The sequence below is a fragment of the Pseudomonas sp. D3-10 genome, assembly GCF_051132175.1.
GTDB lineage: Bacteria > Pseudomonadota > Gammaproteobacteria > Pseudomonadales > Pseudomonadaceae > Aquipseudomonas.
Genome location: NZ_CP071668.1, coordinates 3,767,923 through 3,791,162, shown reverse-complemented (window position 1 = coordinate 3,791,162; position 23,240 = coordinate 3,767,923). Strand labels below are relative to the sequence as shown.

Below are 23,240 nucleotides of genomic sequence, written 5' to 3'. Positions count from 1 at the left end.
TCTCTCAACGAGTCTGTGGGCCGATGAACCGGCTCTTGGCTTCAACATGGACGCTTTCGTCATCGGCATCCTTGAGGATGAAGGTCACCTCGTTGGTGCTCGATGGCAATTGTTCAGGTGCGCTGGACAATTCGACCGGCTGGCTGTAGATCTCGCCGGCGGCGACCTTGATTTCCCGTCGGCCTTCGAGCTTGAGATCAGGCAGGCCGGCGGCTTCCAGGACGTACGTATGGTCGCGTTGGTCCTTGTTCATGATCTTCAGGCTGTAGACGTTCTCGATCCGACCTTCGGCGTTCTCGCGGTACAGCACGCGGTCCTTGCTGACGTCGAAACCCACCAGCGAACGCATGAAAAACGCCGTTACCAGCAAGCTGATCATGGCCAGCAGCACCAAGGCGTAGCCGATCAGACGCGGGCGCAGTTTATGGGTTTTTTGCCCCGAGAGGTTGTGTTCGGTGGTGTAGCTGATCAGCCCGCGCGGATAATCCATCTTGTCCATGATGTTGTCGCAGGCATCTATGCAGGCTGCGCAGCCGATACACTCGATCTGCAAGCCGTCGCGGATGTCGATGCCGGTGGGGCAGACCTGGACGCACATGGTGCAGTCGATGCAATCGCCGAGGCCCAGGGCCTTGTAATCGATGCCTTTCTTGCGCGGGCCACGGCTTTCACCGCGACGCGGGTCATAGGAAACGATCAAGGTGTCTTTGTCGAACATCACACTCTGGAAGCGGGCGTAAGGGCACATGTAGATGCACACTTGTTCACGCAGCCAGCCGGCATTGCCGTAAGTGGCCAAGGTGAAGAATCCGACCCAGAAATACGACCAGCCATCGGCCTGGCCGGTGAAGAACTCGAACACCAGTTCGCGGATCGGGGTGAAGTAACCGACGAAGGTCATGCCGGTGACGAAACCGATCAGTAGCCACAGGCTGTGCTTGGCGAATTTGCGCAGGAATTTATTGGTGCTCATGGACGTCTTGTCGAGCTTGATGCGCTGGTTGCGGTCGCCTTCGGTGACCTTTTCGCACCACATGAAGATCCAGGTCCAGACGCTTTGCGGGCAGGTGTAGCCGCACCAGACGCGCCCGGCATATACCGTGATGAAAAACAGGCCGAAGGCGGCGATGATCAGCATGCCGGAGAGGAGGATGAAGTCCTGGGGCCAGAAGGTTGCACCAAAAATAAAGAATTTGCGTTCAGGCAGGTTCCACCAGACGGCTTGGTGACCGCCCCAATTCAGCCAGACCGTGCCGAAATACAGCAGGAACAGAAACCCCCCGCCAACCATTCGAAGGTTGCGGAACAGGCCCGTGAAGGCGCGGGTGTAGATTTTCTCCCGAGAGGCGTACAGGTCGACGCTTTTGTTGGCGTCTTTGGCAGGCGGGGTAACGTCATGTACCGGAATCTGGTTGCTCATCAATTGCATCCCACGGCAGTGGAAAAATGCCGAGGCCAGTACGTGCCGACCACGGTCAGAAAGGGTGTTGCAGTGGCGCAATGATACGCCTGTCCCTCTGGCTCAAGGGTGCGACCTTTGGTCGCGTTGGGTGTCTGGGCCGAATGGTGTAGCGGATGTAACAAGTCATGACCTGGATCAATTGACTATAGACAGAGCATGGCATTGGCGGAGATTGGATGGGGGCGGCTTCGCCGCCCAGCGTGAACAAGCTCCCTCGTCAGGGGATCTGCGTTTCGCCTCAAATCTTGTGCTCAGCCAGCGTTCCGCGCTGCCTCTTTCTAGCTGGCATTCAGACGGATAATTTGATGGTTTATGTTATTGCGGTTTATGAAGCCAGGAAGAAAAGTCGGATATGTAAATTTCATCCAGCGTTAGCGTAGGCGGTATGTTTTCGATGCTGTCAGCTATCTCGTCATAAGGTGTTGGCAAGACGTAGCAGAAGCCAAAATCCTCGTTGAGGATTATGATGCCATTAAATATGCGCTGGCGTTCGGTCAGCTTCTTTATCTGGTCAAAAGGCATTCCTGTGGAAAGCGTATTTTGGTAAAGCCCTTTGTATCGCGCGTTGCAGCCGATTGAAAAAATTGTTCCGTCAGGAAGGGTCGAGAGGGTGAGCGTACTATCGATTACGTACGCTGTTCTAGTTTCACCGTCAGGTAGCGTGTAGCTCTTTATCTCGACTTTATGATGCTCATAGAGCTCATTCATGTAGGTCGAGATATTGTCTTGCAATAAAATGTTCGCAATTGAATGCTTGGATTTTATGTCGGCTGCAAAATCAATCATTTAAGTTCCACCGTTCATTAGCGTGCCGTTTACGTATACGGGTCAGTCTTTTATGAGGGTCATAATTTTTAAAGTCACTATGTCCAATCCTGCCGAATACAACATCTTCACCGGCTTTATTGACTTTATAGACCTTCCAATAATCATTTCCATGGACGTTGGGCTGGGTAGGGCTGCCGCCTGGATGGTAGTCAAGCTTGTAGGTGGCTCCGGATTTTGTACTGCGCACATACTGGACGTGCTGAATCGCATCTGGCCGAGGGCGTCGTAGGCGAAGCTCAGGGTTTGCACGTCGCCTTGCAGGTTGGTGAGGGCGGGTTACACGCTTGCTTTTGAGGTGTAGGCGATCCGTGGCGAGGGAGCTTGCTCCCGCTCGGCGGCGCAGCCGTCGTAAACCGGCTGATGCGGTGTGTCTGTAGGGATGCGCCGGTCTGTTTTGGGGCGGCTTCGCCACCCAGCGGGAGCAAGCTCCCTCGCCACGGAGGTGGTGTAGCAGCTATCGTGGGTCGACGTTATCCAGTACACGGCTGGCCAGCATTGAACTCAGTTCGATCAATTGCAGGATGCCGAGGGCGATGTGGCGGCAGGGGCCTTCGAGGTCGAAGGCTAGGTTGCTGATCATCGCGTCAGCGGATGCCAGGTTTTCGCTGAGGTTAGCGAGCAGGCATTCGTTGTCGGCGTTTTTTGCCACGATGAAGAGCAGGTCCGGTTTGGATGCATCTTCGGACTTTTCCGGTTTCGGTAGCAGGTAGTAATCCAAGGCGCGCTTTTCTGCTTCGTCTTGTTTCTTCGTTTTGGATTGAGTGGACGCAGAGATGCGCTCTGTTTCGGGGGGATTCGGTGTAATTTTGAACATGGTGCAGCTCCTTTCGTAAGAGGAACCATCACCGTCTGCCGCCAAGCAGGTGGGGTGACGGGTTACGCAAGGTTGGCGGACCGGCACGAAAGGAACCCGGCATCCCCGAAGGGATCCTTGCGCAACCCGCCATAACATAGGAGTGCCAAATGTCAGAGACATTGCAATCATATTGGGGGCTGTTGCGCCTTTCGTGTACCGGGCCGCCAAGCCCGACCACTGATGGGCAGTGGCAGGGAAACGATAGAACCCATGGGCAAGGCGCACAAGCGGGCGGATTCTGGCGTAGTTGTAGGCAATGGCGCAAGGATTCGTAGCTTGTCGGAAGCATTGCGCAGGGAGAATAAACAAGCCTTCGTAATGCCCTGGATTCGGTGCGAGGGAGCTTGCTTTCGTTCGGTGGCGCAGCGTTTTTTCTGTAGGAATGCGCCTGCCTTTTTGGGGCTGCTGTGCAGCCCAGCAAGGGCAAGCTCCCTCGCCACGGGAATGTGCGCTTAACCTGCGCCTAGTAGTTTTTCGCAAGCGGCAAGTCGAACTGCTTGTTTCCGAATATTGATTTAGTGGCCAGAGCGTTCTTGAGCAAATCCGAATCCAGGCTCAGATTATTTTTGTTCGCTGCAAAGACAATCGTCAGGAATGGGAACGCATAGTTATCCGGCTCGGCCAACACGTCATCGATTAATGTGGGGGAGCCAAGAACGCTGTGCTCTGCCTTGGGCAGGTAAAATTTCTCGAGCCGTTCGCTTATTTTCTTGACGGTTGCGCTGATGGCTTGAGGGGACGGGGTCCTGATGATGCCGCCCGGCTCGTCACCGAATTGTTTTGCTTGCTCCGACAAGGAGCTCTTCGATAAAAACGATGCATTCAGCAGGCGGCTCTCGTAGGGCGGGGATTGCTCTTTGCAGAAGCTGAAGGCCTCGCAGGTATAGAGCTCCAACCCCGCGTAATAGCCGTCGGCCTTGGTTAGGTGTTGAACGTAGATTTCCCCAAATTTTTCCTTGGCAGCGAGCAGGCCAAGTTTGTTTTTGCTGGCCTTCAGGTCCAAGTGGGCTGACGTTGTTTGCTGCAGCGCCGCCAGTAGTTTCACTTCCAGATGCTTGCGAATTTCCATACTCATGGCGCAGACCTGAGCGAGCCTCGTGAGGCTATCGCTTCACGGGCTCGTGTGTAGACTAAGCCTGTCCAGCGATGACGCATGGCTCTATTGACCCGTGAGTTCAGCGAGGAATTCTTCAAATGATTCGCATACGAACGCCAGATCTTCTTCATCCATCAAGTACAGGTAAATATTTCCGAAGTCAGCCTCCTTAACGGATAAGAGGAAGGAATTGCCACCGTGATCGTACGCAAAGGGGATCATTTGCTTTAACGACGGAACGTCGTCCGTCAAGTCTCGATAGACCGTTTCGATAGGGGCTTGTCCGTATTTGATCGGAGTGAATCCACCCAGCAAAAAATCATTCTCGCTATTGCTCTCAGCCAAATCGCCGCCGTTGTGCTTTAGATAAAATTGCCTAAAGGCTGTCGGTAATTCCACATTGAATTTTTCTTGGAACTCATTCAACTCTTGCACAGAGAGGGCGTGTTCGGATTCTTCGAGGGTCAGCCGCATTTGGATGCTCCTTTTGTTCTGCTCTTGAAACGAGCTGGGTGGGTGTAGGCCTTGCCCGTAGCTGCTTTGTATTGAGCTACACCGCCGTTATGGCTTATGCCGCTGTGGGCGTTTTGCTTGATGAGCTGCATCGTGCCTGTGTTGGTCTTCGGGTCGTAATCATCCAAGTGGTGCCATACGTGGCCGGATGGCGTAGTTTTTTGACTCAACTTGGCCGCCTTGTTTGCGGCCTCGAAGTCCTTCCCGTAGTCGCCAGTGTATTCAATCCTAACGACTGGGTTCACGCCGGATTTTTTGTTGTAAAGCGCGTTACTTTCAGAATAGTCGAGACCTCCACCAGGTGTCTTCGTGACGCCGGTGTACCCACGGTCTTTCAGTTTTATCAGCGGGTCGACTGCAAGGCCTAGAGGGTCTGCATAGCCGATAGGGTTGGGCGCATAGGCATAGAAATTTAGGCCTCCAGCCAAGCCTATTGGATCGGGCGTAGTGAAGCGACCCACGTCAGGATCGTAAAACCTGAGAACGTTGTAGTGCAGCCCAATTTCTCGATCGAGATACTGTCCTTGGTACCTCAGGTTTTGCTCTTCAATGAAGTAGGGTTCACGAATTTCCTGAAGAGGGTTACCCCACACCTCAAAGCGAGCTTGCCAGACGCTTCGTCCGTCGACTTCTGTGAGTTGTTCGGGCAGGCCGTTCAGGTCGTTGTGGTAATAACGGACTTTCTGATGCGCACCGTATCCATCTATCCGCGCAAGGGGTTCGTAGGTGTTATCCGTATAAAGATAAAGGCTAGTCTGGTTGTATCGACTTTCCTGCAATAAGCGCATGCCATCCCAGGTGAAGCAGGTTTCGCCCAACGGGTATCCCTTGTTGTCGTGTTCGGTCTTGGCGATGCGCCGGCCCAGCGGGTCGTAGGCCATTTTGACCACGCTGCCGTTGTCATTGCGCACCTCGATCAAGCGGCTTTCGGCGTCGTAGGCAAAGTGCTGCACGCCACGTTTGGCGCTGCGTTTTTCGATCATCCGGCCGAAGGCGTCGTAGCGGTAGCGCTTGTCCTGGTAGGTCAGCAGTTTGTTGTGCACCACCAATCCGGCGCCGGGGGCCGGGCCGTCCAGCAGGTTGGCGGCGGCGTCGTAGGTGAAGGTTTCGCGCTGGCCGTGCAGGCTGTCCTGGCTGGCGATGATGCGACCGGTGGCGTCGTAGTGCAGGAGCTGGCGCTGTTGCGCGGCGGGTTGCTGGTCGAGTTTGCCGATGAGGTTGTCGGCGGGGTCGTACTCGAAGTGTTTTTGCACCGCCGCCGGTAGCAGCGAGGGTTGGCTGCTGTGGCGGCGTTGTCGCGTGCGCAGGCGGCCGCTGCGGTCGTATTCGCTGCGGGTGCTGATCTGGCCTTGGGTGCGTAGCACTTCGCGGTGCAGGCGGTCGCGTTCGAAGTCGCTGATGACCTGGCCGTCGAGGTTGATCTGGTGCAGGTGGCCGCTGCCGTAGTACAGGCGGTTGACCCAGCGGCCATCGGGCAGTTGGGTCTGGATCAGGTTGCCGAGTTCGTCGTAGTGGTGTTGCAGGCTGCCGGCGGCGCTGTTTTCGGCGAGCAACTGGCCGAGGGCGTCGTAGGCGAAGCTCAGGGTTTGCGCGTTGCCTTGCAGGTCGGTGAAGGTGACGGCGGTGAGTTGGTCCAGCGGATCGTAGCTGTATTCAGTGCGGCCATCGTCGGTGACTTTGGCGATCAGCCGACCCACGGCATCGCGTTCCAGGCGATGGACGATGGGCGCCGGCGGTATTTCGGGAATGAGCGCCAGGCCCGTGCCGTACGGTGCAGGCATCGCCGTCACTGCCGCGACGTTGTCGAGGCGGTCATAGTCGTAGCGCTTGGCGCTGCCATCCAGGTCTTGTTGTTCGCTCAACCGATTGGCGATATCCCAGGCAAACCGGTAGCTCTCGCCATTCTCATTGGTCAGCGCTTGCAGCCGGCCGAAGCTGTCGTAGGCGAACTGCACTTGCCGGCCCTGGGCGTCGGTGCGTTGGCGGACCTGACCGCGGCGGTTGTGCTGGTAAAGCGTGGTGTGCCCGGCCGGGTCGGTGTAGCCGGTGAGTTGGCCTGCGGTGTCGCGCTGATAGTGCTCGGTGCGGCCGTCCGGCAATTGGCTGCTGAGCAAGCGCCCTTGGGCGTCGTAGCTGAATTGGGTGCGCTCGCCGAGGGCATCGGTGATGGTTTGCAGGTAGCCTCGCTGGTCATAACTGAAACGCGTCGGATAACCCGAGCAATCGACGTGTTCAACCAATTGCCCAAACGGGTTCCAGCGCAGCTTTTTGTTTTTGCCGGTGGCGTCGATGATTTCCACGACCTGGCCGTGGGCGTCGTAGCGATAGTGGGTGATGTGGCCCCGCGGGTCGGTTTGCGCGGTGCAATTGCCGCGTTGATCGTAGCGGTATTTCCAGCTGTGGCCGGCGGCGTTGGTGTCCACCAGCGGCAGTGCCCAATGTTCGAGCCAGAGGGTGGATTCGCTGCGGCCCATCGGGTCGGTTTCGCTGATCAGATTGCCGGCATCGTCATAGCTGAACTGATACAGGCCACCTTGTGGATCGGTGGCGCTGAGCAACTGACGTTCATCATTCCATTCGAACAGCCACGTCTGGCCGAGGTTGTCGCTGAACCGGATGATCTGGTGCTGGCTGTTCCAGTGCCGAATGCTGACGCGTTGCAGGCTGTCGCTGATGCGAGTGATACCGGCGTGCAGGTCATAGTCGAACTGGTAGGCGTCGCCCTCGTCGGTCCAGTGCCGGACCACGCGCCATTCCTGGCTTTGGATCAAGGCCCACTCATAGAAGCAGCGCAGGCCGGTGGGCAATTGGTGCTCGACCATCCGCTGCCCGGCGTCATAGCTGAAACGCCGTTGCATCTGGTTGCCAGCGTCGCGTACTTCGGCGAGGTTGCATGCGGCGTCGTAGGCGTAGCTGACCAGCACTTCCCGCGATTGATCAGGATAAAGACGTTCGATCCGGCTGACGCGTTCGCCTTCGCGTATCAACTCGACCTGCACCAGATCGAAGGTGTCGCGCAGCCGCACCAGGCGTCCGGCGTCGTCATAGTCGAGGTGGATACGGTTGTCGTTGCGGTCACCCAGTTGGCTCAGGCGCAGGTGTGCCGGGTTGACCGGCGTGGGTTCGAACAAACGGTACAGGCCGTCGTCGCTTTCGATCAGCAATTGCCCGTTCGCGTGACGGCGCACGGCCAGACCCTCGCCGGCGCTGAACACCGCGCCGCCCAATGGGATCGAGCCCATGTCGATGGGGCGCGCCTGTTCATCGGTGTAGACCAGGGTTTCGCCGCCGTCGGGGTGAGGGAGGATTTCGACCTTTACCTCATAGCTCACGCTCCACCCGGCTCCGAACAGGCTGCCGTGACGTTCGTCGCGGCTGTTGTAGAAACGCTGCCAGTTTATCGGCAGGATGCCGGGCAAGACGAAGTCCAGCTCTTCATCACCACCCAGCACCTTGGCGCCGGTGGCGGCATGCACCGGGTTCGGCGAGCCCAGGGCGGCGTTGGCAGCCGCGTTCGCCGCACTGCTGGCGGCCATGGACACCGCGCCGCCCACCAACATGCAGGGCAATTTGCTGAAGAACTTGCCTTTGCCGCCCTTGAGCATCAAAAGCGCCGTGACCGCCAACCCCACGCCCGGGGTCTTGCCGCTGCGGATCTCGCGCACTACCACCGAACCGCCGCCGATGGTCACGTCCGGTGAGATCAGCCCGGACGACACCACCGTCGCGTCGCACGTGCTGCGGTCGCCGCTGCGCACGGCGGGCTGGCCGTTGATGGTGACCTTGTCCGAGCCCTCGGCCATGAATTGCGGGGGCATCGGCGGGTGCTTCGTGCAGATGACCAAGTCTTCGGGCTTGGGTACGGCGCCCGGCGCGGGCGTGGCGACGGTAGGACGCCACATCTGCGAGAAGAATGACCCGGCCATGTCCAGGTAGCTGGGTTCTTCTTCTGGCTCGGAGGCTTCGAGCTCGGTGCCGGCCGGGGCGACATGGGATTGAATCGCTCCGGCGGCGCGGGCGGCGGGTATGTTGTTGGTGAGGGTGTCGGTGGACCCGGTGAGGATGTTGGCCTGCACCGTGGGCGGAAAGAGGGCGTTGCCGATGCCTTCGCATATATTGCTCAAGCCTTTATCGGCCCCGGTCTTGCTCATGGCCAGGCCGACCACCGTTCCCACCACCAGGCCGAGCACGAAGCAGCCCAGGCCGCCAGTGACCACGGTAATGCCCGTGGCGGCGACCACCGCGGCGGTCGCCACGGCAGTGATCGCGATGTTCGCCGCCACCTCCAGCACGCCGCCGAGAATGTCGGCCATCATTGAAGTGTGGTTCAGCGCGTCGCCCAGGCGGGCAGCCCAGAGCGCGTCAGACATGGACGATGCTCAAACTGGCGCTTGTATGCTTGGGTGGTTCGATGCCTTTCATTGCGCCTGTCTCCCTGGCGTTAAGTGGTGAGTCCGTTGTGTTATCAGCTTGACCAAGGGTTGAGCAACGCCACGCCGCTGCTCTGGAAATCCGTCACGTTGCGGGTCACCACGGTCAGCCCGTGAACCAACGCGGTGGCGGCAATCAAAGCATCGCATTCATTGCTGCGGTCGAGAGCGTGAAGACGTGCGCAGCGAAGCGCAACGGCGCGGTCGACGGCGAGAATCCTGCCGGCAAACGTGGGCATGACGTGGTTGTCCAGCCATGCGCGCAGGCGACTGCCTTGCACCGGGTCCTTGCGTTCGATGCGCAAGACGCCGGTTTCCAGCTCCAACACGGTAATGGCCGAGACGTAGAGGCTGGGGGCGGGGACGCTGCGTGCCCAAGCCTGCACGTTCTTGTCGGCTTGGGTTTTGCGCAGCTCCGAGATGACATTGGTATCGAGTAGAAACATTCAGGACAGGTCGACCGATCGGGGAGTGATGACGGCACGTTCGGGATCGAAGTCGATATCCGACGCGTCGGGCATGACCAGCAACTCGACAATACTGGCGCCAATGCCGGTCAGTTTCTGGTACTCCTCAATGCTTAGCAGCACATGGGCCGGCTTGCCACGATCGGTGATGATCACCGGCCCTTCACGGGCGGCTTTTTTGGCACCACTTGTGTCGTGGTTGAATTCGCGGCTGGAAATGGTAGTGACGGACATGGTGGCGTACCCCATGGAAACTGAATGTAGGCACGTTACTACTGGCGCCAAGTGCAGGCAAGGGGAAACAGGCTCGACATGTTTCGAAGGCCGATAAAAAAGGCCCCGCCAAATGGATTGGCGGGGCCTTTCGTGTATCAGGAAGTTGCTTTACTGAGCGTCAGCGGCCGGAGCCTTTTCGCCATGTGACAGGCTATAGACGTAGGCGGCCAACAGGTGGACCTTGTCATTGCCTTGCATGTCGGCCTGGGCCGGCATCTGGCCTTGACGACCGTAGCGGATGGTCTGCTGCAGCTGGGCGAAGCTCGAACCGTAGATGAAGCCGGCCGGGTGCGTCAGGTCAGGTGCGCCCATGGCGGGCGTGCCTTTGCCGGCCGGACCGTGGCAAGCCACGCAGTTGGCTGCGAACAGTTTCTGGCCATTGGCCGGATCCGCCTTGGCGCCTTCCGGCAGTTTGCGACCGTGCAGGCCGGTCACGACGTAGGAAGCCACGTCGGCAACGCCTTGTTCGCCAACCACGGCAGCCCAGCCCGGCATGACGGCGTGACGGCCGCCCATGATGGTGGTCTTGATGGTTTCCGGCTCGCCGCCCCAGCGCCAGTCGGCGTCGGTCAGGTTGGGGAAGCCATAGGCACCCTTGGCGTCGGAACCGTGGCAGACCGAGCAGTTGGAAGCGAACAGGCGGCCACCCATCTTCAAGGCTTGCGGGTCCTTGGCGACTTCTTCAATCGGCATGGAGGCGAACTTGGCGAAGATCGGACCGAACTTGGCATCCGAGCGGGCCATTTCCTTTTCCCACTCATGCACGCCAGTCCAGCCGGTCTGGCCGTTGGCAAAAGGGGTCTGCTTTTCGGTGTCCAGGTAGTTATAGCCTGGCAGCAGGCCCTTCCAGTTACCCAGGCCGGGGTAGAGCACCAGGTAGCCGAGGGCGAAGATGATGGTGCCCACGAACAGCATGAACCACCACTTCGGCAGCGGGTTGTCGTACTCCTCGATCCCGTCGAAGGAGTGGCCGACCGTCTCCTCGGTGGCTTCGCTGCGCTGGCCCTTACGGGTCGACAGCAGCAGCCAGGTCAGGGCGAAGATCGTTCCCAGGCTGAGGACTGTGACGTACAGACTCCAGAACGTAGTCATTCTTTGTTACTCCTAGAAGCTTGCTCGACGTGCTTGATGGCTTCGGGATCGTCCGCGAACGGCAGCAAGGTCGCGTCGTCAAACTCCGACTTGCGCTTGGGGCTGAACACCCACAGAGCCAGGCCGATGAAGGCCACCATCACGACGACGGTGCCCAGGCCACGAATCATCCCGATATCCATCCAGATCACCGTTTGCTTTTGATGATGGTGCCCAGGCCTTGCAGATAGGCCACCAGCGCGTCCATTTCAGTCTTGCCCTTCACGGCATCCCTGGCGCCGGCGATGTCTTCGTCGGTGTAGGGAACGCCCAGGGAGCGCAGGACTTCCATTTTCTTGGCGGTGTCTTTGCCGTCGAGCTTGTTTTCTACGAGGAACGGGTAAGCCGGCATTTTCGACTCAGGCACGACGTTGCGCGGGTTGTACAAGTGCGCACGCTGCCAGTCGTCGGAGTAGCGGCCGCCCACGCGGGCCAGGTCCGGACCGGTACGCTTGGAACCCCACAGGAACGGGTGGTCCCAGACGCTTTCACCGGCGACCGAGTAGTGGCCGTAGCGTTCGGTCTCGGCGCGGAACGGACGGATCATCTGCGAATGGCAGCCGACACAACCGTTGGCGATGTAGACGTCGCGGCCTTCGAGTTCAAGGGCGGTGCGCGGCTTCATGCCTTCGACCGGCTTGTTGGTCACGTCCTGGAAGAACAGTGGGACGATCTGGGTCAGGCCGCCGATGCTGACGGCGATAACCATGAAGAAGGCCAGCAGGCCGATATTCTTCTCTACTGCTTCGTGCTTCATCAGTGAGCTCCAACAACGGCGATCTTGGCAGCGGCTTCAGCTTCAGCCGGGTCAGAGGCACGAACGGTGCGCAATACGTTGTAAGCCATCAGCAGCATGCCGCTGGCGAAGAACGCGCCGCCCAGGGCACGGACAATAAAGCCCGGGTGGCTGGCTTGCAGCGCTTCGACGAACGAGTAGGTCAGGGTGCCGTCATCGTTGATCGCACGCCACATCAGGCCTTGGGTAATGCCGTTGACCCACATCGAGGCGATGTACAGCACGGTGCCGATGGTCGCGAGCCAGAAGTGCGCGTTGATCAGGCCAGTGCTGTGCATCTGCGCGCGACCGAACAGTTTCGGGATCATGTGGTAGATGGCGCCGATGGAAATCATCGCTACCCAGCCGAGGGCGCCGGCGTGTACGTGGCCGATGGTCCAGTCGGTGTAGTGGCTCAAGGAGTTGACGGTCTTGATGGCCATCATCGGGCCTTCGAAGGTCGACATGCCGTAGAACGCCAAAGACACCACCAGGAACCGCAGGATCGGGTCGGTGCGCAGCTTATGCCAGGCGCCCGAGAGGGTCATCATGCCGTTGATCATGCCGCCCCAGCTTGGCGCCAGCAGGATGATCGACATCGCCATGCCCAGGGACTGCGCCCAGTCCGGCAGCGCGGTGTAGTGCAGGTGGTGAGGGCCGGCCCAGATGTACAGAGTGATCAGCGCCCAGAAGTGCACGATGGACAGACGATAGGAGTAGATCGGACGCTCGGCCTGTTTCGGCACGAAGTAGTACATCATCCCCAGAAAGCCGGTGGTCAGGAAGAAGCCCACGGCGTTGTGGCCGTACCACCATTGGATCATCGCGTCGGTGGCGCCCGAATAGGCCGAGTAAGACTTGAAGAAGCTGACCGGCAGGGACGCGTGGTTGACGATGTGCAACATGGCGGTCACGACGATGAACGCGCCGTAGAACCAGTTGCCGACATAGATGTGCTTGGTCTTGCGCTTGACGATGGTGCCGAAGAACACCAAACCGTAGGTCACCCAGACGATGGCCAGCAGGATAGCCAGGGGCCATTCCAGTTCCGCGTATTCCTTGGTGGTGGTGAAACCCATTGGCAAGGTCACGATCGCGCCAACGATCACCGCTTGCCAACCCCAGAAGGTGAAGGCGGCGAGGCTGTCGGAAATCAGTCGCGTTTGGCAGGTTCGCTGCACGACGTAATAAGAAGTGGCAAACAACGCACAACCACCGAAGGCGAAGATCACCAGGTTGGTGTGCAGCGGGCGCAGGCGTCCAAATGTCGTCCATGGCAGATCGAAGTTCAACTCCGGCCAGACCAGTTGCGAGGCGATGAAGACACCGAGCCCCATGCCAAGGATCCCCCAGACCACCGTCATGATGGCGAACTGGCGGACTACCTTATAGTTATAAGCAGTCGGACTGATTGCTGTGCTCATTCTAAGGTTCCACGGTTTGGGTGTTTTATTAGGATAAAAATCGGTCGCAAGTATGGAGAAAGCGGGGGGTCATTGCAACGCGCCATGACCGGGGTCAATGCTTTCCAAAGCTGATTCTGCGGCCTTTCCATGTTCGGTGTAGGGACAAAATTGGCCCTCGGCAAAATGTCGCGACAAAGGAAGGAGGCGAGGGGGTCAGGTCGGTTGTAACGGGGTGTGTTCAAACACGGCGTTCGGGGGGTGACAGGCAACTGTCGCAACAGCCGGTATTCACCTGCCTTTGCGGCCTTTTTGTCGAACGATTGTCGAACGCATCGGGTCGGATCGACCTGAAACCGGCAGTCGCCAGCACACGCAAAGGCAAGCTTAGACCTGATTCCATGGAACCGAAAGAAAGACTAAGGCAGGGTGCGACAATGAGTCGCGCAGGGGCACGGAACGGCCGCATCCAGATGAACGCGGCTGTTCGTGTGGTCAGGATTTATTCGCTTTTGTGTTCCGCTTGCAGGCGCTCGGTGCCGGCACCCTGGGACAGGCTGTAGACGTAAGCCGCGAGCAGTTGCACCTTATCATTGCCAAGCAGTTCATTCTGCGCAGGCATATGGCCTTGGCGACCATGGCGAATGGTCTGCTGCAATTGGGCCAGGCTGGTGCCGTAGATGAAGCCGGCCGGTTGCGTCAGGTTCGGCGCGCCCATGGCTTCGGTGCCCTGGCCGTTGGCGCCGTGGCAGGCGACGCAGGTGGTGCTGAATGCTTGCTGGCCGGCTTGCAGATCGGCACCGCTGTCCGCCGGTAGCGGCAGGCCTGCCAGATCGTGTCGCACATACGCGGCGACGTTCCTGACCCCGGCATCTCCCAACACGTCGCCCCAGGCCGGCATCGCTGCCATGCGGCCGCCCATGATGGTCGCCTTGATGGTTTCGGCATTGCCGCCCCAGCGCCAGTTGCTGTCGGCAAGGTTCGGGAAGCCGAAGGCGCCCTTGGCGTCCGAGCCATGGCAGACCGAGCAGTTGGAAGCGAACAAGCGGCTGCCCATTTTCAAGGCTTGCGGATCCTTGGCGACTTCTTCGATCGGCATGGAAGCGAACTTGGCGAAGATCGGACCGAACTTGGCATCCAAACGGGCCATTTCCTTTTCCCATTCATGGGCGCCGGTCCAGCCGTTGTCGTAGCCGGGCAGGATGCCTTTCCAGTTGCCCAGGCCCGGATAGAGAATCAGGTAGCCAACGGAAAACACCAAGGTGCCGGCGAACAACAGGAACCACCATTGCGGCAGCGGGTTGTCGTATTCCTCGATGCCGTCGAAGCTGTGGCCCATGGTCTGGTCGACGCTGCCCTTGGTCTCGCCCTTGCGGGTGCCGATCAGCAGCCAGGTCAGGCCGATGAGGCTGCCGAGGGTCAGTACGCAGATCCACGTACTCCAGAAAGTGGTCATGACCGGGTACTCCTTGGTTCAGGGTCTTGGGGGATGAGGTCGGCGGGCGGCTCATCGGCAAACGGCAGCAGGCGTGCCTGGGCGAATTCCGGGCCGCGCTTGCTGCTGAACACCCACAGGACCAGGCCGATGAAAGCGATGAACACCACGACGGTGCCCAGGCCGCGGATCATTCCAGTACTCATTTCAAGCACCATGGCTCACCTCTTGCTCTTGATGGCAGTGCCAAGCACTTGCAGGTAGGCCACCAGCGCATCCATTTCGGTCTTGCCCTTGAGCGTGGCCGTCGCGCCTGCGATGTCATCGTCGGTGTACGGCACGCCGAGGGTGCGCATGGCGCGCAGCTTGCCTTCGGTGTGGCTGCTGTCGACGGCTTGGGTGACGAGCCACGGGTAGGCCGGCATTTTCGATTCGGGCACGACGTTGCGCGGGTTGTACAAGTGCGCGCGATGCCAATCATCGGAGTAACGCGCGCCGACCCGGGCCAGGTCCGGGCCAGTGCGCTTGGAGCCCCAAAGGAACGGGTGATCCCAGACGCTTTCGCCGGCCACCGAGTAGTGGCCGTAGCGCTCGGTCTCGGCGCGAAACGGACGAATCATCTGCGAGTGGCAGCCGACGCAGCCTTCGCGGATGTAAATGTCGCGGCCTTCCAACTGCAGGGCGGTGTAGGGTTTCATGCCGTCCACCGGTTTATTGGTCACGTCCTGGAAGAACAGCGGCACGATCTGGGTCAAGCCCCCGATACTCACGGCCAGGACCATCAGCAGCATCAGCAGGCCGACGTTTTTTTCGATTGTTTCGTGTTTCATCGCGGACTCCTCAAGCCATCTGCGCGGCAACGGTGGCTTCGGCAGGCTGAGAGGCCCGCACGGTGCGCCAGGTGTTGTAGGCCATCAGCAACATGCCGCTGAGGAAGATCGCCCCGCCTACCAGCCGCACGATGAAGCCTGGGTGGCTGGCCACCAGGGTTTCGACGAAGGAGTAGGTGAGCGTGCCGTCTTCGTTCACCGCACGCCACATCAGGCCCTGGGCAATGCCGTTGACCCACATCGAGGCGATGTACAAAACGGTGCCGATGGTTGCGAGCCAGAAGTGCGCGTTGATCAGGCCGATACTGTGCATCTGCGTGCGGCCGAAGACTTTGGGGATCATGTGGTACAGCGCGCCGATGGAAATCATCGCCACCCAGCCCAGTGCGCCGGCGTGTACGTGGCCGATGGTCCAGTCGGTGTAGTGGGAGAGGGCGTTGACGGTCTTGATCGCCATCATCGGCCCTTCGAAGGTCGACATACCGTAGAACGCCAGGGACACCACCAGAAAGCGCAGGATCGGGTCGCTGCGCAATTTATGCCAGGCGCCCGAGAGGGTCATCATGCCGTTGATCATGCCGCCCCAGCTTGGCGCCAGCAGGATCAGCGACATCACCATCCCCAGCGATTGCGCCCAATCCGGCAGCGCGGTGTAGTGCAGGTGGTGCGGGCCGGCCCAGATATACAGCGTGATTAGCGCCCAGAAGTGGACAATGGACAGACGATACGAATACACCGGGCGCTCGGCCTGTTTCGGCACGAAGTAATACATCATCCCCAGGAAGCCTGCGGTGAGGAAAAAGCCTACGGCGTTGTGGCCGTACCACCATTGCACCATCGCATCGGTGGCCCCGGCATACACCGAGTAGGATTTGGTCAGGCTCACCGGCAATTCCAGGTTGTTGACGATGTGCAGGATCGCCACGGTCAGGATGAACCCGCCGAAGAACCAGTTACCGACGTAGATGTGCTTGGTCCTACGCTTGGCCACGGTGCCGAAGAACACGATGGCGTAGGCGACCCAGACGATGGTGATCAGAATGTCGATCGGCCATTCCAATTCGGCGTATTCCTTGGAACTGGTGTAGCCCAGCGGCAGGCTGATGGCCGCCAGCAGGATCACAAGCTGCCAGCCCCAAAAGCAGAATGCGGCGATTTTCGGCGCGAACAACGTTGTCTGGCAGGTGCGCTGCACTGAATAAAACGAACTCGCAAACAACGCGCAACCGCCGAAGGCAAAGATCACCGCATTGGTGTGCAACGGGCGCAGGCGGCCGAAGCTGGTCCAAGGCAAATCGAAGTTGAGCTGCGGCCAGACCAACTGGGCCGCGAGAAAAACCCCGAGTCCCATGCCGACGATGCCCCACACCACCGTCATAATGGCGAATTGGCGGACCACCTTGTAGTTGTAGGCGGTACTGATAGAAGTGTTCATGGTTCCCCATCCACGGTTCAGTCGAAGTGAGTGCCTGCGCAAGGCAGTGCGGCGTTCTTCGCCTGGAGTTATAGGCAGACTAAAAGCGAGGCAAGCATGGACAAACAGCACAAGGCCAGTATTGACGGGGATCAATGGGCGCGATGCGTGGCGGAACATGGTTGGTTGTGGACGGCCGCCAATCCAGGTGCCGGCGCCGAGTCGCCGACCCTGATCCTGGCCCATGGCGCCGGCGCACCGATGGACAGCGGTTTCATGGCGCAAATGGCCAGCCGCCTAGGTGCACAGGGCGTCAATGTGTTGCGCTTCGAGTTTCCCTACATGGCCCAGCGGCGCGTGGACGGCGGCAAGCGTCCACCGAACCCTGCGCCAAAGCTGCTGGAATGCTGGCGAGAGGTGTACGCCACCGTGCGGCCTTATGTCGCTGGGCAGCTGGCCATTGGCGGCAAGTCCATGGGCGGGCGGATGGCTAGTTTGGTGGCTGATGAGCTGGGCGCCGATGCGCTGGTGTGCCTGGGCTATCCCTTCTACGCGGTAGGCAAACCGGAGAAACCGCGGGTCGAGCACTTGGCAACGTTGAAGACCCGAACCTTGATCGTCCAGGGTGAGCGGGATGCGTTGGGCAATCGGGAGGCGGTGCAGGGCTACACGTTGTCACCGGGCATCGAGGTCATGTGGCTGGTGGCGGCGGATCATGATCTGAAACCGTTGAAGGCGTCGGGGTTTAGTCATGAGCAGCATCTGCAGGCGGCGGCGCAGGCGGTGGCCGGGTTTGTGTCTCAAGACTGATGCTGCCAGTCATGGCCTCATCGCGAGCAAGCTCGCTCCCACATTGGAATGCATTTGAATGAACGACCCACACCCCCTGTGGGAGCGAGCTTGCTCGCGATAGCGGCCTGCCAGACGACAAAAACCCGGAAGCTTTCGCTGCCCGGGCCTTTGGTTCGCCAATTGAACTCAGCGGTTAAACCGCTCCACCAACGAATACTGCGTGTTGGCCGTGCGGGTCAGTTCTTCGCTCAGCAGCGCCGAGCTGTGGGCCTGCCCGGAGGTCTGGTCAGCCAGTTCCGAGATGTTACTGATGTTGCGGCTGATTTCCTCGGCCACCGAACTTTGTTCCTCGGTCGCGGCGGCGATCTGAGTGGTCATGTCGGTGATGTGTGCCACCGCTTCGCTGATCCCCGCCAGTGCCTGGTCGGCTTCCATGACCCGCGCAACGCCTTCTTCAGCCTGGCGATGACCGGCGTCCATGGTCTGCACGGCGTTGGTGGCGGTCTGTTGCAGTTTGGCGATCAAGGCATGGATCTGCCCAGTGGACTCGCTGGTGCGTTGGGCCAATTGCCGCACTTCATCGGCGACGACGGCAAACCCGCGTCCCATCTCGCCGGCGCGGGCCGCTTCGATGGCGGCGTTGAGGGCCAGCAGGTTGGTCTGGTCGGCGATGCCCTTGATCACGTCAACCACGCCACCGATTTCATCGCTGTCCTTGGCCAACTGGGTCACGGTCTGCCCGGTCTCGCCCACGACGACCGACAGTCGCTCGATGGCCTCGCGGGTTTCGCCTGCAATGTCGCGACCGCGTCCCGTCAGGCGATTGGCCTCTTGGGTGGCGTCGGCGGTGCGCTGCACGTGGCTGGCGACTTCCTGGGTGGTCGCGGCCATCTGGTTGATGGCGGTGGCCACTTGTTCGGTTTCCACCCGCTGGCGCTCCAGGCCGCTGGAGCTGTCGTGGGCCAACGCGCTGGATTGGCGCGCCTGGCCGTTCAGGTGCTCGGCAGTGTCCTGCAGGCGGGTCAGGCAGGTTTTGAGGCGGGCTTCCTGGCTCAGGATCGACATCTCCAGGCGTGCCTGGACGCCGCGGCTATCGGTGAACATCCGTGCGATCAACGGGTCCGAGGTGGTTTGTTCGGCCAGGCGCAGCAGGCGCTTGATACCGCGTTGCTGCCACTGCAGGCCCAGCAGTCCCAACGGCACCGACAGCAGGCCGGCGAGGGCAAACCCCCAAGAAGAGGTGAAAAAAGCGCCGACAACGAAACTCAACTGGCTGACCAGGATGAACGGCAGCCAGTCCTGCAGCATCGGCAGCCATTTATCGCTGCCCGGCACTGCGGATTTGCCTTGGTTGAGGCGCTTATAAAGGGCTTCGGCTCGGGTAATCTGCTCAGCGGTGGGTTTGACCCGTACCGATTCATAGCCTACGACCTGATTGCCTTCGAACACGGGCGTGACGTAGGCGTTGACCCAGTAGTGATCACCGTTCTGGCAGCGATTCTTGACGATGCCCATCCATGGCAAGCCTTGTTTCAACGTGTTCCACATGTGGGTGAACACGGCTGACGGAACGTCGGGATGGCGCACCAGGTTGTGCGGCGAATGGATCAATTGTTCCTTTGTAAAACCACTGATGTCGATGAAAGCATCGTTGCAGTAGGTAATCACACCCTTGGCGTTGGTGGTGGAAATAAGTCGTTGCTGGGCCGGGAAGGTCCTTTCGCGTTGTGTAATAGGCTGGTTGTTACGCATGGTGTGGTAGTCCGCAAGGCTTTGAAAGGTTGTCGGCACCGTCAGCTTTTTGTTGAAATAATTCTTCCCGGCGGTGTCACGCCAGCATCGGGTAGGTAAACAGGGTGAAGTGAAGCAGGTTGAGGCCAAAATGCGTGGCTATCGCTGCACCCAGGCCACCCAATCGATAGGCCAGGCCGTAACCGATCCCGGCCAGCCCCGACAGCAGCACCCATTCCCAACCGGCGCCGGCATGCACCAGGCCGAACACCAGCGAGGCCAGCAGTAACGCGAGGTTGTCGCCATGGCGCAAGTGTTGAAAGCGCCGGCTCAGGCCTCCCTGGATATAGCCACGAAACAGCGCTTCCTCCACCAACGTCACCAGAAGAAGATTATTCAGGACCCACAGCCAGGCCGAGTCTGGCCATTTAGGCGCCCAATTGATCATGCCCAGCAGCATGGCCCCGCCCAGGGCCAGGATCGTACTGATGCACATGCCCAGGGCCGTGGCATAGACAGACAAGCGAAACGGGCGCCGCCCGATGATCCATGGGCAGAACAACAGCAACCAGAAGCCGATCAGTGGCTTGTCCTGGTTCAGGTACATGGCGAATCGCACGGCATCATCGGTAAAACGTTGTGCCGCGATGGCCCTGCCGTTGAAGAAGCCTGGCATCCAGTGCAGGGCCAGCGCGACCGCGAGCACCGCGAACAGGCAATGCCCGAGGAACTGCCCGACCGGCGTCTGCCGCTGGCGAACGGCATACCCGGCGAACAGCAGCAGCGCGACCGAAATAGCCGCTGTCCAGGCCAGGTGGCCATAGACCAGGGCGAAGCCATAGCCGATCGAGAGAAGGGCCAGGTAGGGCCAGGGTAGGGCGGGCATGTCGAATCCTTGGGGCTGGAAAACGGGCGAAGCTCGCAGAGCCGGCGGGGATTATAGGCAGGCCCATACAAAAACACCGCCTATCTGAGGCGGTGTTTTCGTAGGACGCTTCTTTTTATCCTGCAATCAATTGCCGTAGGACAAAGTGCAGGATGCCACCGGCCTTGAAATATTCCACTTCATTCAAGGTGTCGATCCGGCACAACACTTCAATCCGTTCCTGGCTACCGTCTTCGCGGGTAATGACCACGGGCAGGTTCATGCGTGGCGTCAGCTCGGTGTCGCTCAAACCGAGGATGTCCAAAGTTTCCCTGCCGGTGAGGTTCAGGCTCTTGCGATTCTGATCGAGCTTGAATTGCAACGGCAGCACGCCCATGCCCACCAGGTTGGAGCGGTGGATACGCTCGAAGCTTTCGGCGATAACGGCCTTGACTCCCAGCAGGTTCGTACCCTTGGCCGCCCAGTCTCGACTTGACCCCGTGCCGTATTCCTGACCCGCGATCACCACCAATGGCGTGCCGGTGGCCTGGTACAACATCGCGGCATCGTAGATCGACATGCGTTCGCCGTTGGGGATATAGATCGTATTGCCGCCTTCCTCGCCGCCGAGCATTTCGTTGCGGATGCGGATGTTGGCGAAGGTGCCTCGCATCATGACCTGGTGATTGCCCCGTCGCGAACCGTAGGAGTTGAAGTCCCGTGGCTCGACGCCCTGTTCGCGCAGGTAGCGACCGGCCGGGCTGTCCGCCTTGATGTTGCCGGCGGGGGAGATGTGGTCCGTGGTCACCGAGTCTCCCAGCAGAGCGAGGACCCGCGCACCCTCCACGTTTTTGACCACGGGTGGAGGCCCGCCAATATCGTCGAAGAACGGTGGATGCTGGATGTACGTGGAGTCCGATTGCCAGACGTAGGTCGCGGCTTGTGGAACCTCGATCGCTTGCCATTGCTCGTCGCCGGCAAACACGGCGGCATATTCCTTGTGGAACATGCTTGTGTCCACTTGAGCCACCGCGTCGGCCACTTCCTTGCTGCTCGGCCAGATGTCCCGCAGGTACACCGGATTGCCTTCGCGGTCGTTGCCCAGCGGTTCGCTGCTGATGTCGATGCGCACGGTGCCGGCCAGGGCATAGGCGACCACCAGTGGCGGTGAGGCCAGCCAGTTGGTTTTCACCAAAGGATGCACCCGTCCCTCGAAGTTGCGGTTACCCGACAGCACGGACGCCACGGACAGGTCGGCTTTCTGGATGGCTTTTTCAATCGGATCGGGCAGCGGGCCTGAATTGCCGATACACGTCGTGCAACCATAGCCCACCAGGTCGAAACCGAGTTTGTCGAGGTATTCGGTCAGGCCGGCGGCCTTGTAGTAGTCGGTCACCACCTTCGAGCCCGGTGCCAGTGAACTCTTCACCCAAGGCTTGCGGGCCAGGCCTTTTTCCACGGCTTTTTTCGCAAGCAATCCGGCGGCCATCATCACGCTGGGGTTGGAGGTGTTGGTACAGGACGTAATCGCCGCGATGACCACGGCGCCGTTCTTCAGGCGGTGGGTCTGGCCTTCGAATTCATATTCCGCTTCGCCCACCTGGTCGGCGTTGCCCACCGCGACACCGCCGCCGCCTTCGCTTTCGAGGCGACCTTCTTCTTTGCTGGTGGGCTTTATCTGAAGGCCCAGGAAGTCGCTGAAGGCCTGGCCGACATTCGGCAGCGACACCCGGTCCTGGGGACGCTTGGGGCCGGCGAGGCTGGCTTCGACACTGCCCATATCCAATTCCAGCGTGTCGGTGAAAACCGGTTCCTGCCCTGGCAACCGCCACAGTCCCTGGGCCTTGCAGTAGGCTTCCACCAGTTTCACGGTTTCCGTCGGACGGCCGGACAGGCGCAGGTAGTCCAACGTCACATCGTCCACGGGGAAGAAGCCGCAGGTGGCGCCGTACTCCGGGGCCATGTTGGCGATGGTGGCGCGATCGGCCAATGGCAGGTCGGCTAGACCGTCGCCATAGTACTCGACGAATTTGCCCACCACGCCCTTCTTGCGCAGCATCTGCGTGACGGTCAGCACCAGGTCGGTGGCGGTGATGCCTTCGCGCAGTTTGCCGACGAGTTTGAAGCCGATGACTTCCGGAATCAGCATCGATACCGGTTGGCCGAGCATCGCCGCTTCCGCTTCGATACCGCCGACGCCCCAGCCGAGCACGCCCAGGCCATTGATCATGGTGGTGTGGGAGTCGGTGCCGACCAGGGTGTCGGGGAAGGCGTAGAGACGACCGTCTTCCTCTTTGGTCCATACGGTACGGCCCAGGTATTCGAGGTTGACCTGGTGGCAGATGCCGGTGCCCGGTGGCACCACGCTGAAATTGTCGAACGCGCTCTGGCCCCAACGCAGGAAGGCGTAGCGTTCGCCGTTGCGCTGCATCTCGATGTCGACGTTCTGCTCGAAGGCCTGTTGGCTGGCGAACTTGTCCACCATCACCGAGTGGTCGATGACCAGGTCGACCGGTGACAGCGGATTGATCCTCTGCGGATCGCCGCCGGCCTTTTCCACCGCTGCGCGCATGGCCGCCAGGTCGACCACGGCGGGGACGCCGGTGAAGTCCTGCATCAGCACCCGGGCCGGGCGGTATTGAATCTCGCGGTCGGAACGGCGCTCTTTGAGCCAGCCGGCCAGCGCCTTGAGGTCGGTGCCGGTGACGGTTTTGTCATCTTCCCAGCGCAACAGGTTTTCCAGCAGAACCTTGAGGGACATCGGCAACTTGTCCAGGTCGCCCAGGCTTCGCGCTGCGTCCGGCAGGCTGAAATAATGGTAGGTCCTGGCGTCGACTTGCAATGTTTTAAGGGTTTTCAGGCTATCGATGGACGGCATTGAAATCACTCCTTTGAGTCCGCACGGCTACGGACTGACGGAACGGACAGAGCCTTTA

At 59.9% G+C, this 23,240-nt stretch carries 20 protein-coding genes; 1 reads left to right on the top strand and 19 read right to left on the bottom strand.

What is annotated here, in order from left to right; all coding sequences use genetic code 11:
• Positions 1 to 4 precede the first annotated feature (4 nt).
• The 16 genes from ccoG to ccoN (J3P90_RS16945) form a co-directional block, all read right to left on the bottom strand.
• Positions 5 to 1,420 carry a cytochrome c oxidase accessory protein CcoG gene (gene ccoG, locus J3P90_RS17020; RefSeq protein WP_434610530.1) on the bottom strand — a complete coding sequence of 472 codons (1,416 nt, stop codon included), beginning with the start codon at positions 1,418 to 1,420 and terminating at the stop codon, positions 5 to 7.
• Positions 1,421 to 1,777: 357 nt separating this feature from the next.
• Complete coding sequence (locus J3P90_RS17015; protein WP_434610532.1) at positions 1,778 to 2,248, bottom strand: hypothetical protein; 471 nt, start codon at positions 2,246 to 2,248, stop codon at positions 1,778 to 1,780.
• A 496-nt stretch (positions 2,249 to 2,744) separates the two neighbouring features.
• A complete protein-coding gene (locus J3P90_RS17010) occupies positions 2,745 to 3,104 on the bottom strand; it encodes a DUF6124 family protein (RefSeq protein ID WP_434675089.1) in 360 nt (119 codons plus the stop codon).
• Between the two features lie 505 nt (positions 3,105 to 3,609).
• Entirely contained in the window at positions 3,610 to 4,221 is a 612-nt protein-coding gene (locus J3P90_RS17005) for a hypothetical protein (RefSeq protein ID WP_434675088.1), read from the bottom strand.
• 84 nt (positions 4,222 to 4,305) lie between these two features.
• The gene (locus J3P90_RS17000; protein ID WP_434563250.1) at positions 4,306 to 4,716 is read right to left on the bottom strand and encodes an SMI1/KNR4 family protein; all 411 of its coding nucleotides are present in this window, start codon (positions 4,714 to 4,716) and stop codon (positions 4,306 to 4,308) included.
• Positions 4,707 to 9,125, bottom strand: coding sequence for an RHS repeat-associated core domain-containing protein (locus tag J3P90_RS16995; protein ID WP_434675087.1), 4,419 nt, complete (start codon positions 9,123 to 9,125; stop codon positions 4,707 to 4,709). The genes J3P90_RS17000 and J3P90_RS16995 overlap by 10 nt, the downstream gene beginning before the upstream one ends.
• Positions 9,126 to 9,220: 95 nt before the next feature.
• Positions 9,221 to 9,631: a type II toxin-antitoxin system VapC family toxin gene (locus tag J3P90_RS16990; protein ID WP_434610540.1), complete on the bottom strand. Its 411-nt coding sequence runs from the start codon at positions 9,629 to 9,631 to the stop codon at positions 9,221 to 9,223.
• Positions 9,632 to 9,886: a type II toxin-antitoxin system Phd/YefM family antitoxin gene (locus J3P90_RS16985; protein ID WP_420764706.1), complete on the bottom strand. Its 255-nt coding sequence runs from the start codon at positions 9,884 to 9,886 to the stop codon at positions 9,632 to 9,634.
• A 150-nt stretch (positions 9,887 to 10,036) separates the two neighbouring features.
• Positions 10,037 to 11,020: a cytochrome-c oxidase, cbb3-type subunit III gene (gene ccoP, locus J3P90_RS16980; RefSeq protein ID WP_434563254.1), complete on the bottom strand. Its 984-nt coding sequence runs from the start codon at positions 11,018 to 11,020 to the stop codon at positions 10,037 to 10,039.
• Complete coding sequence (locus J3P90_RS16975; protein ID WP_003183474.1) at positions 11,017 to 11,202, bottom strand: CcoQ/FixQ family Cbb3-type cytochrome c oxidase assembly chaperone; 186 nt, start codon at positions 11,200 to 11,202, stop codon at positions 11,017 to 11,019. Before J3P90_RS16975 ends, ccoP (J3P90_RS16980) begins: the two co-directional genes overlap by 4 nt.
• A 5-nt stretch (positions 11,203 to 11,207) precedes the next feature.
• On the bottom strand, positions 11,208 to 11,816 hold the full coding sequence (ccoO, locus tag J3P90_RS16970) for a cytochrome-c oxidase, cbb3-type subunit II (protein ID WP_039589059.1): 609 nt from the start codon (positions 11,814 to 11,816) through the stop codon (positions 11,208 to 11,210).
• The gene (ccoN, locus tag J3P90_RS16965) at positions 11,816 to 13,258 is read right to left on the bottom strand and encodes a cytochrome-c oxidase, cbb3-type subunit I (protein ID WP_420764704.1); all 1,443 of its coding nucleotides are present in this window, start codon (positions 13,256 to 13,258) and stop codon (positions 11,816 to 11,818) included. Before ccoN (J3P90_RS16965) ends, ccoO (J3P90_RS16970) begins: the two co-directional genes overlap by 1 nt.
• A gap of 481 nt (positions 13,259 to 13,739) precedes the next feature.
• Entirely contained in the window at positions 13,740 to 14,693 is a 954-nt protein-coding gene (gene ccoP, locus J3P90_RS16960) for a cytochrome-c oxidase, cbb3-type subunit III (protein WP_434675086.1), read from the bottom strand.
• On the bottom strand, positions 14,690 to 14,890 hold the full coding sequence (locus J3P90_RS16955) for a cbb3-type cytochrome oxidase subunit 3 (RefSeq protein ID WP_420764702.1): 201 nt from the start codon (positions 14,888 to 14,890) through the stop codon (positions 14,690 to 14,692). The genes ccoP (J3P90_RS16960) and J3P90_RS16955 overlap by 4 nt, the downstream gene beginning before the upstream one ends.
• 3 nt (positions 14,891 to 14,893) lie before the next feature.
• Positions 14,894 to 15,502, bottom strand: coding sequence for a cytochrome-c oxidase, cbb3-type subunit II (gene ccoO, locus J3P90_RS16950; protein WP_181286923.1), 609 nt, complete (start codon positions 15,500 to 15,502; stop codon positions 14,894 to 14,896).
• Between the two features lie 10 nt (positions 15,503 to 15,512).
• A complete protein-coding gene (gene ccoN / locus J3P90_RS16945; RefSeq protein WP_434563260.1) occupies positions 15,513 to 16,937 on the bottom strand; it encodes a cytochrome-c oxidase, cbb3-type subunit I in 1,425 nt (474 codons plus the stop codon).
• Positions 16,938 to 17,033: 96 nt separating this feature from the next.
• Between ccoN (J3P90_RS16945) and J3P90_RS16940 the strand changes: the two genes are divergently transcribed.
• Complete coding sequence (locus J3P90_RS16940; protein WP_434675085.1) at positions 17,034 to 17,726, top strand: alpha/beta family hydrolase; 693 nt, start codon at positions 17,034 to 17,036, stop codon at positions 17,724 to 17,726.
• A gap of 168 nt (positions 17,727 to 17,894) precedes the next feature.
• Here J3P90_RS16940 and J3P90_RS16935 read toward each other — a convergent pair whose 3' ends face one another.
• The 3 genes from J3P90_RS16935 to acnA form a co-directional block, all read right to left on the bottom strand.
• Positions 17,895 to 19,460, bottom strand: a complete 1,566-nt coding sequence (locus J3P90_RS16935) for a methyl-accepting chemotaxis protein (RefSeq protein WP_420764698.1) — start codon at positions 19,458 to 19,460, stop codon at positions 17,895 to 17,897.
• A gap of 76 nt (positions 19,461 to 19,536) precedes the next feature.
• Positions 19,537 to 20,325, bottom strand: coding sequence for a CPBP family intramembrane glutamic endopeptidase (locus J3P90_RS16930; protein ID WP_420764697.1), 789 nt, complete (start codon positions 20,323 to 20,325; stop codon positions 19,537 to 19,539).
• A gap of 115 nt (positions 20,326 to 20,440) precedes the next feature.
• A complete protein-coding gene (acnA, locus tag J3P90_RS16925) occupies positions 20,441 to 23,182 on the bottom strand; it encodes an aconitate hydratase AcnA (protein ID WP_434675084.1) in 2,742 nt (913 codons plus the stop codon).
• Between the last annotated feature and the right edge of the window lie 58 nt (positions 23,183 to 23,240).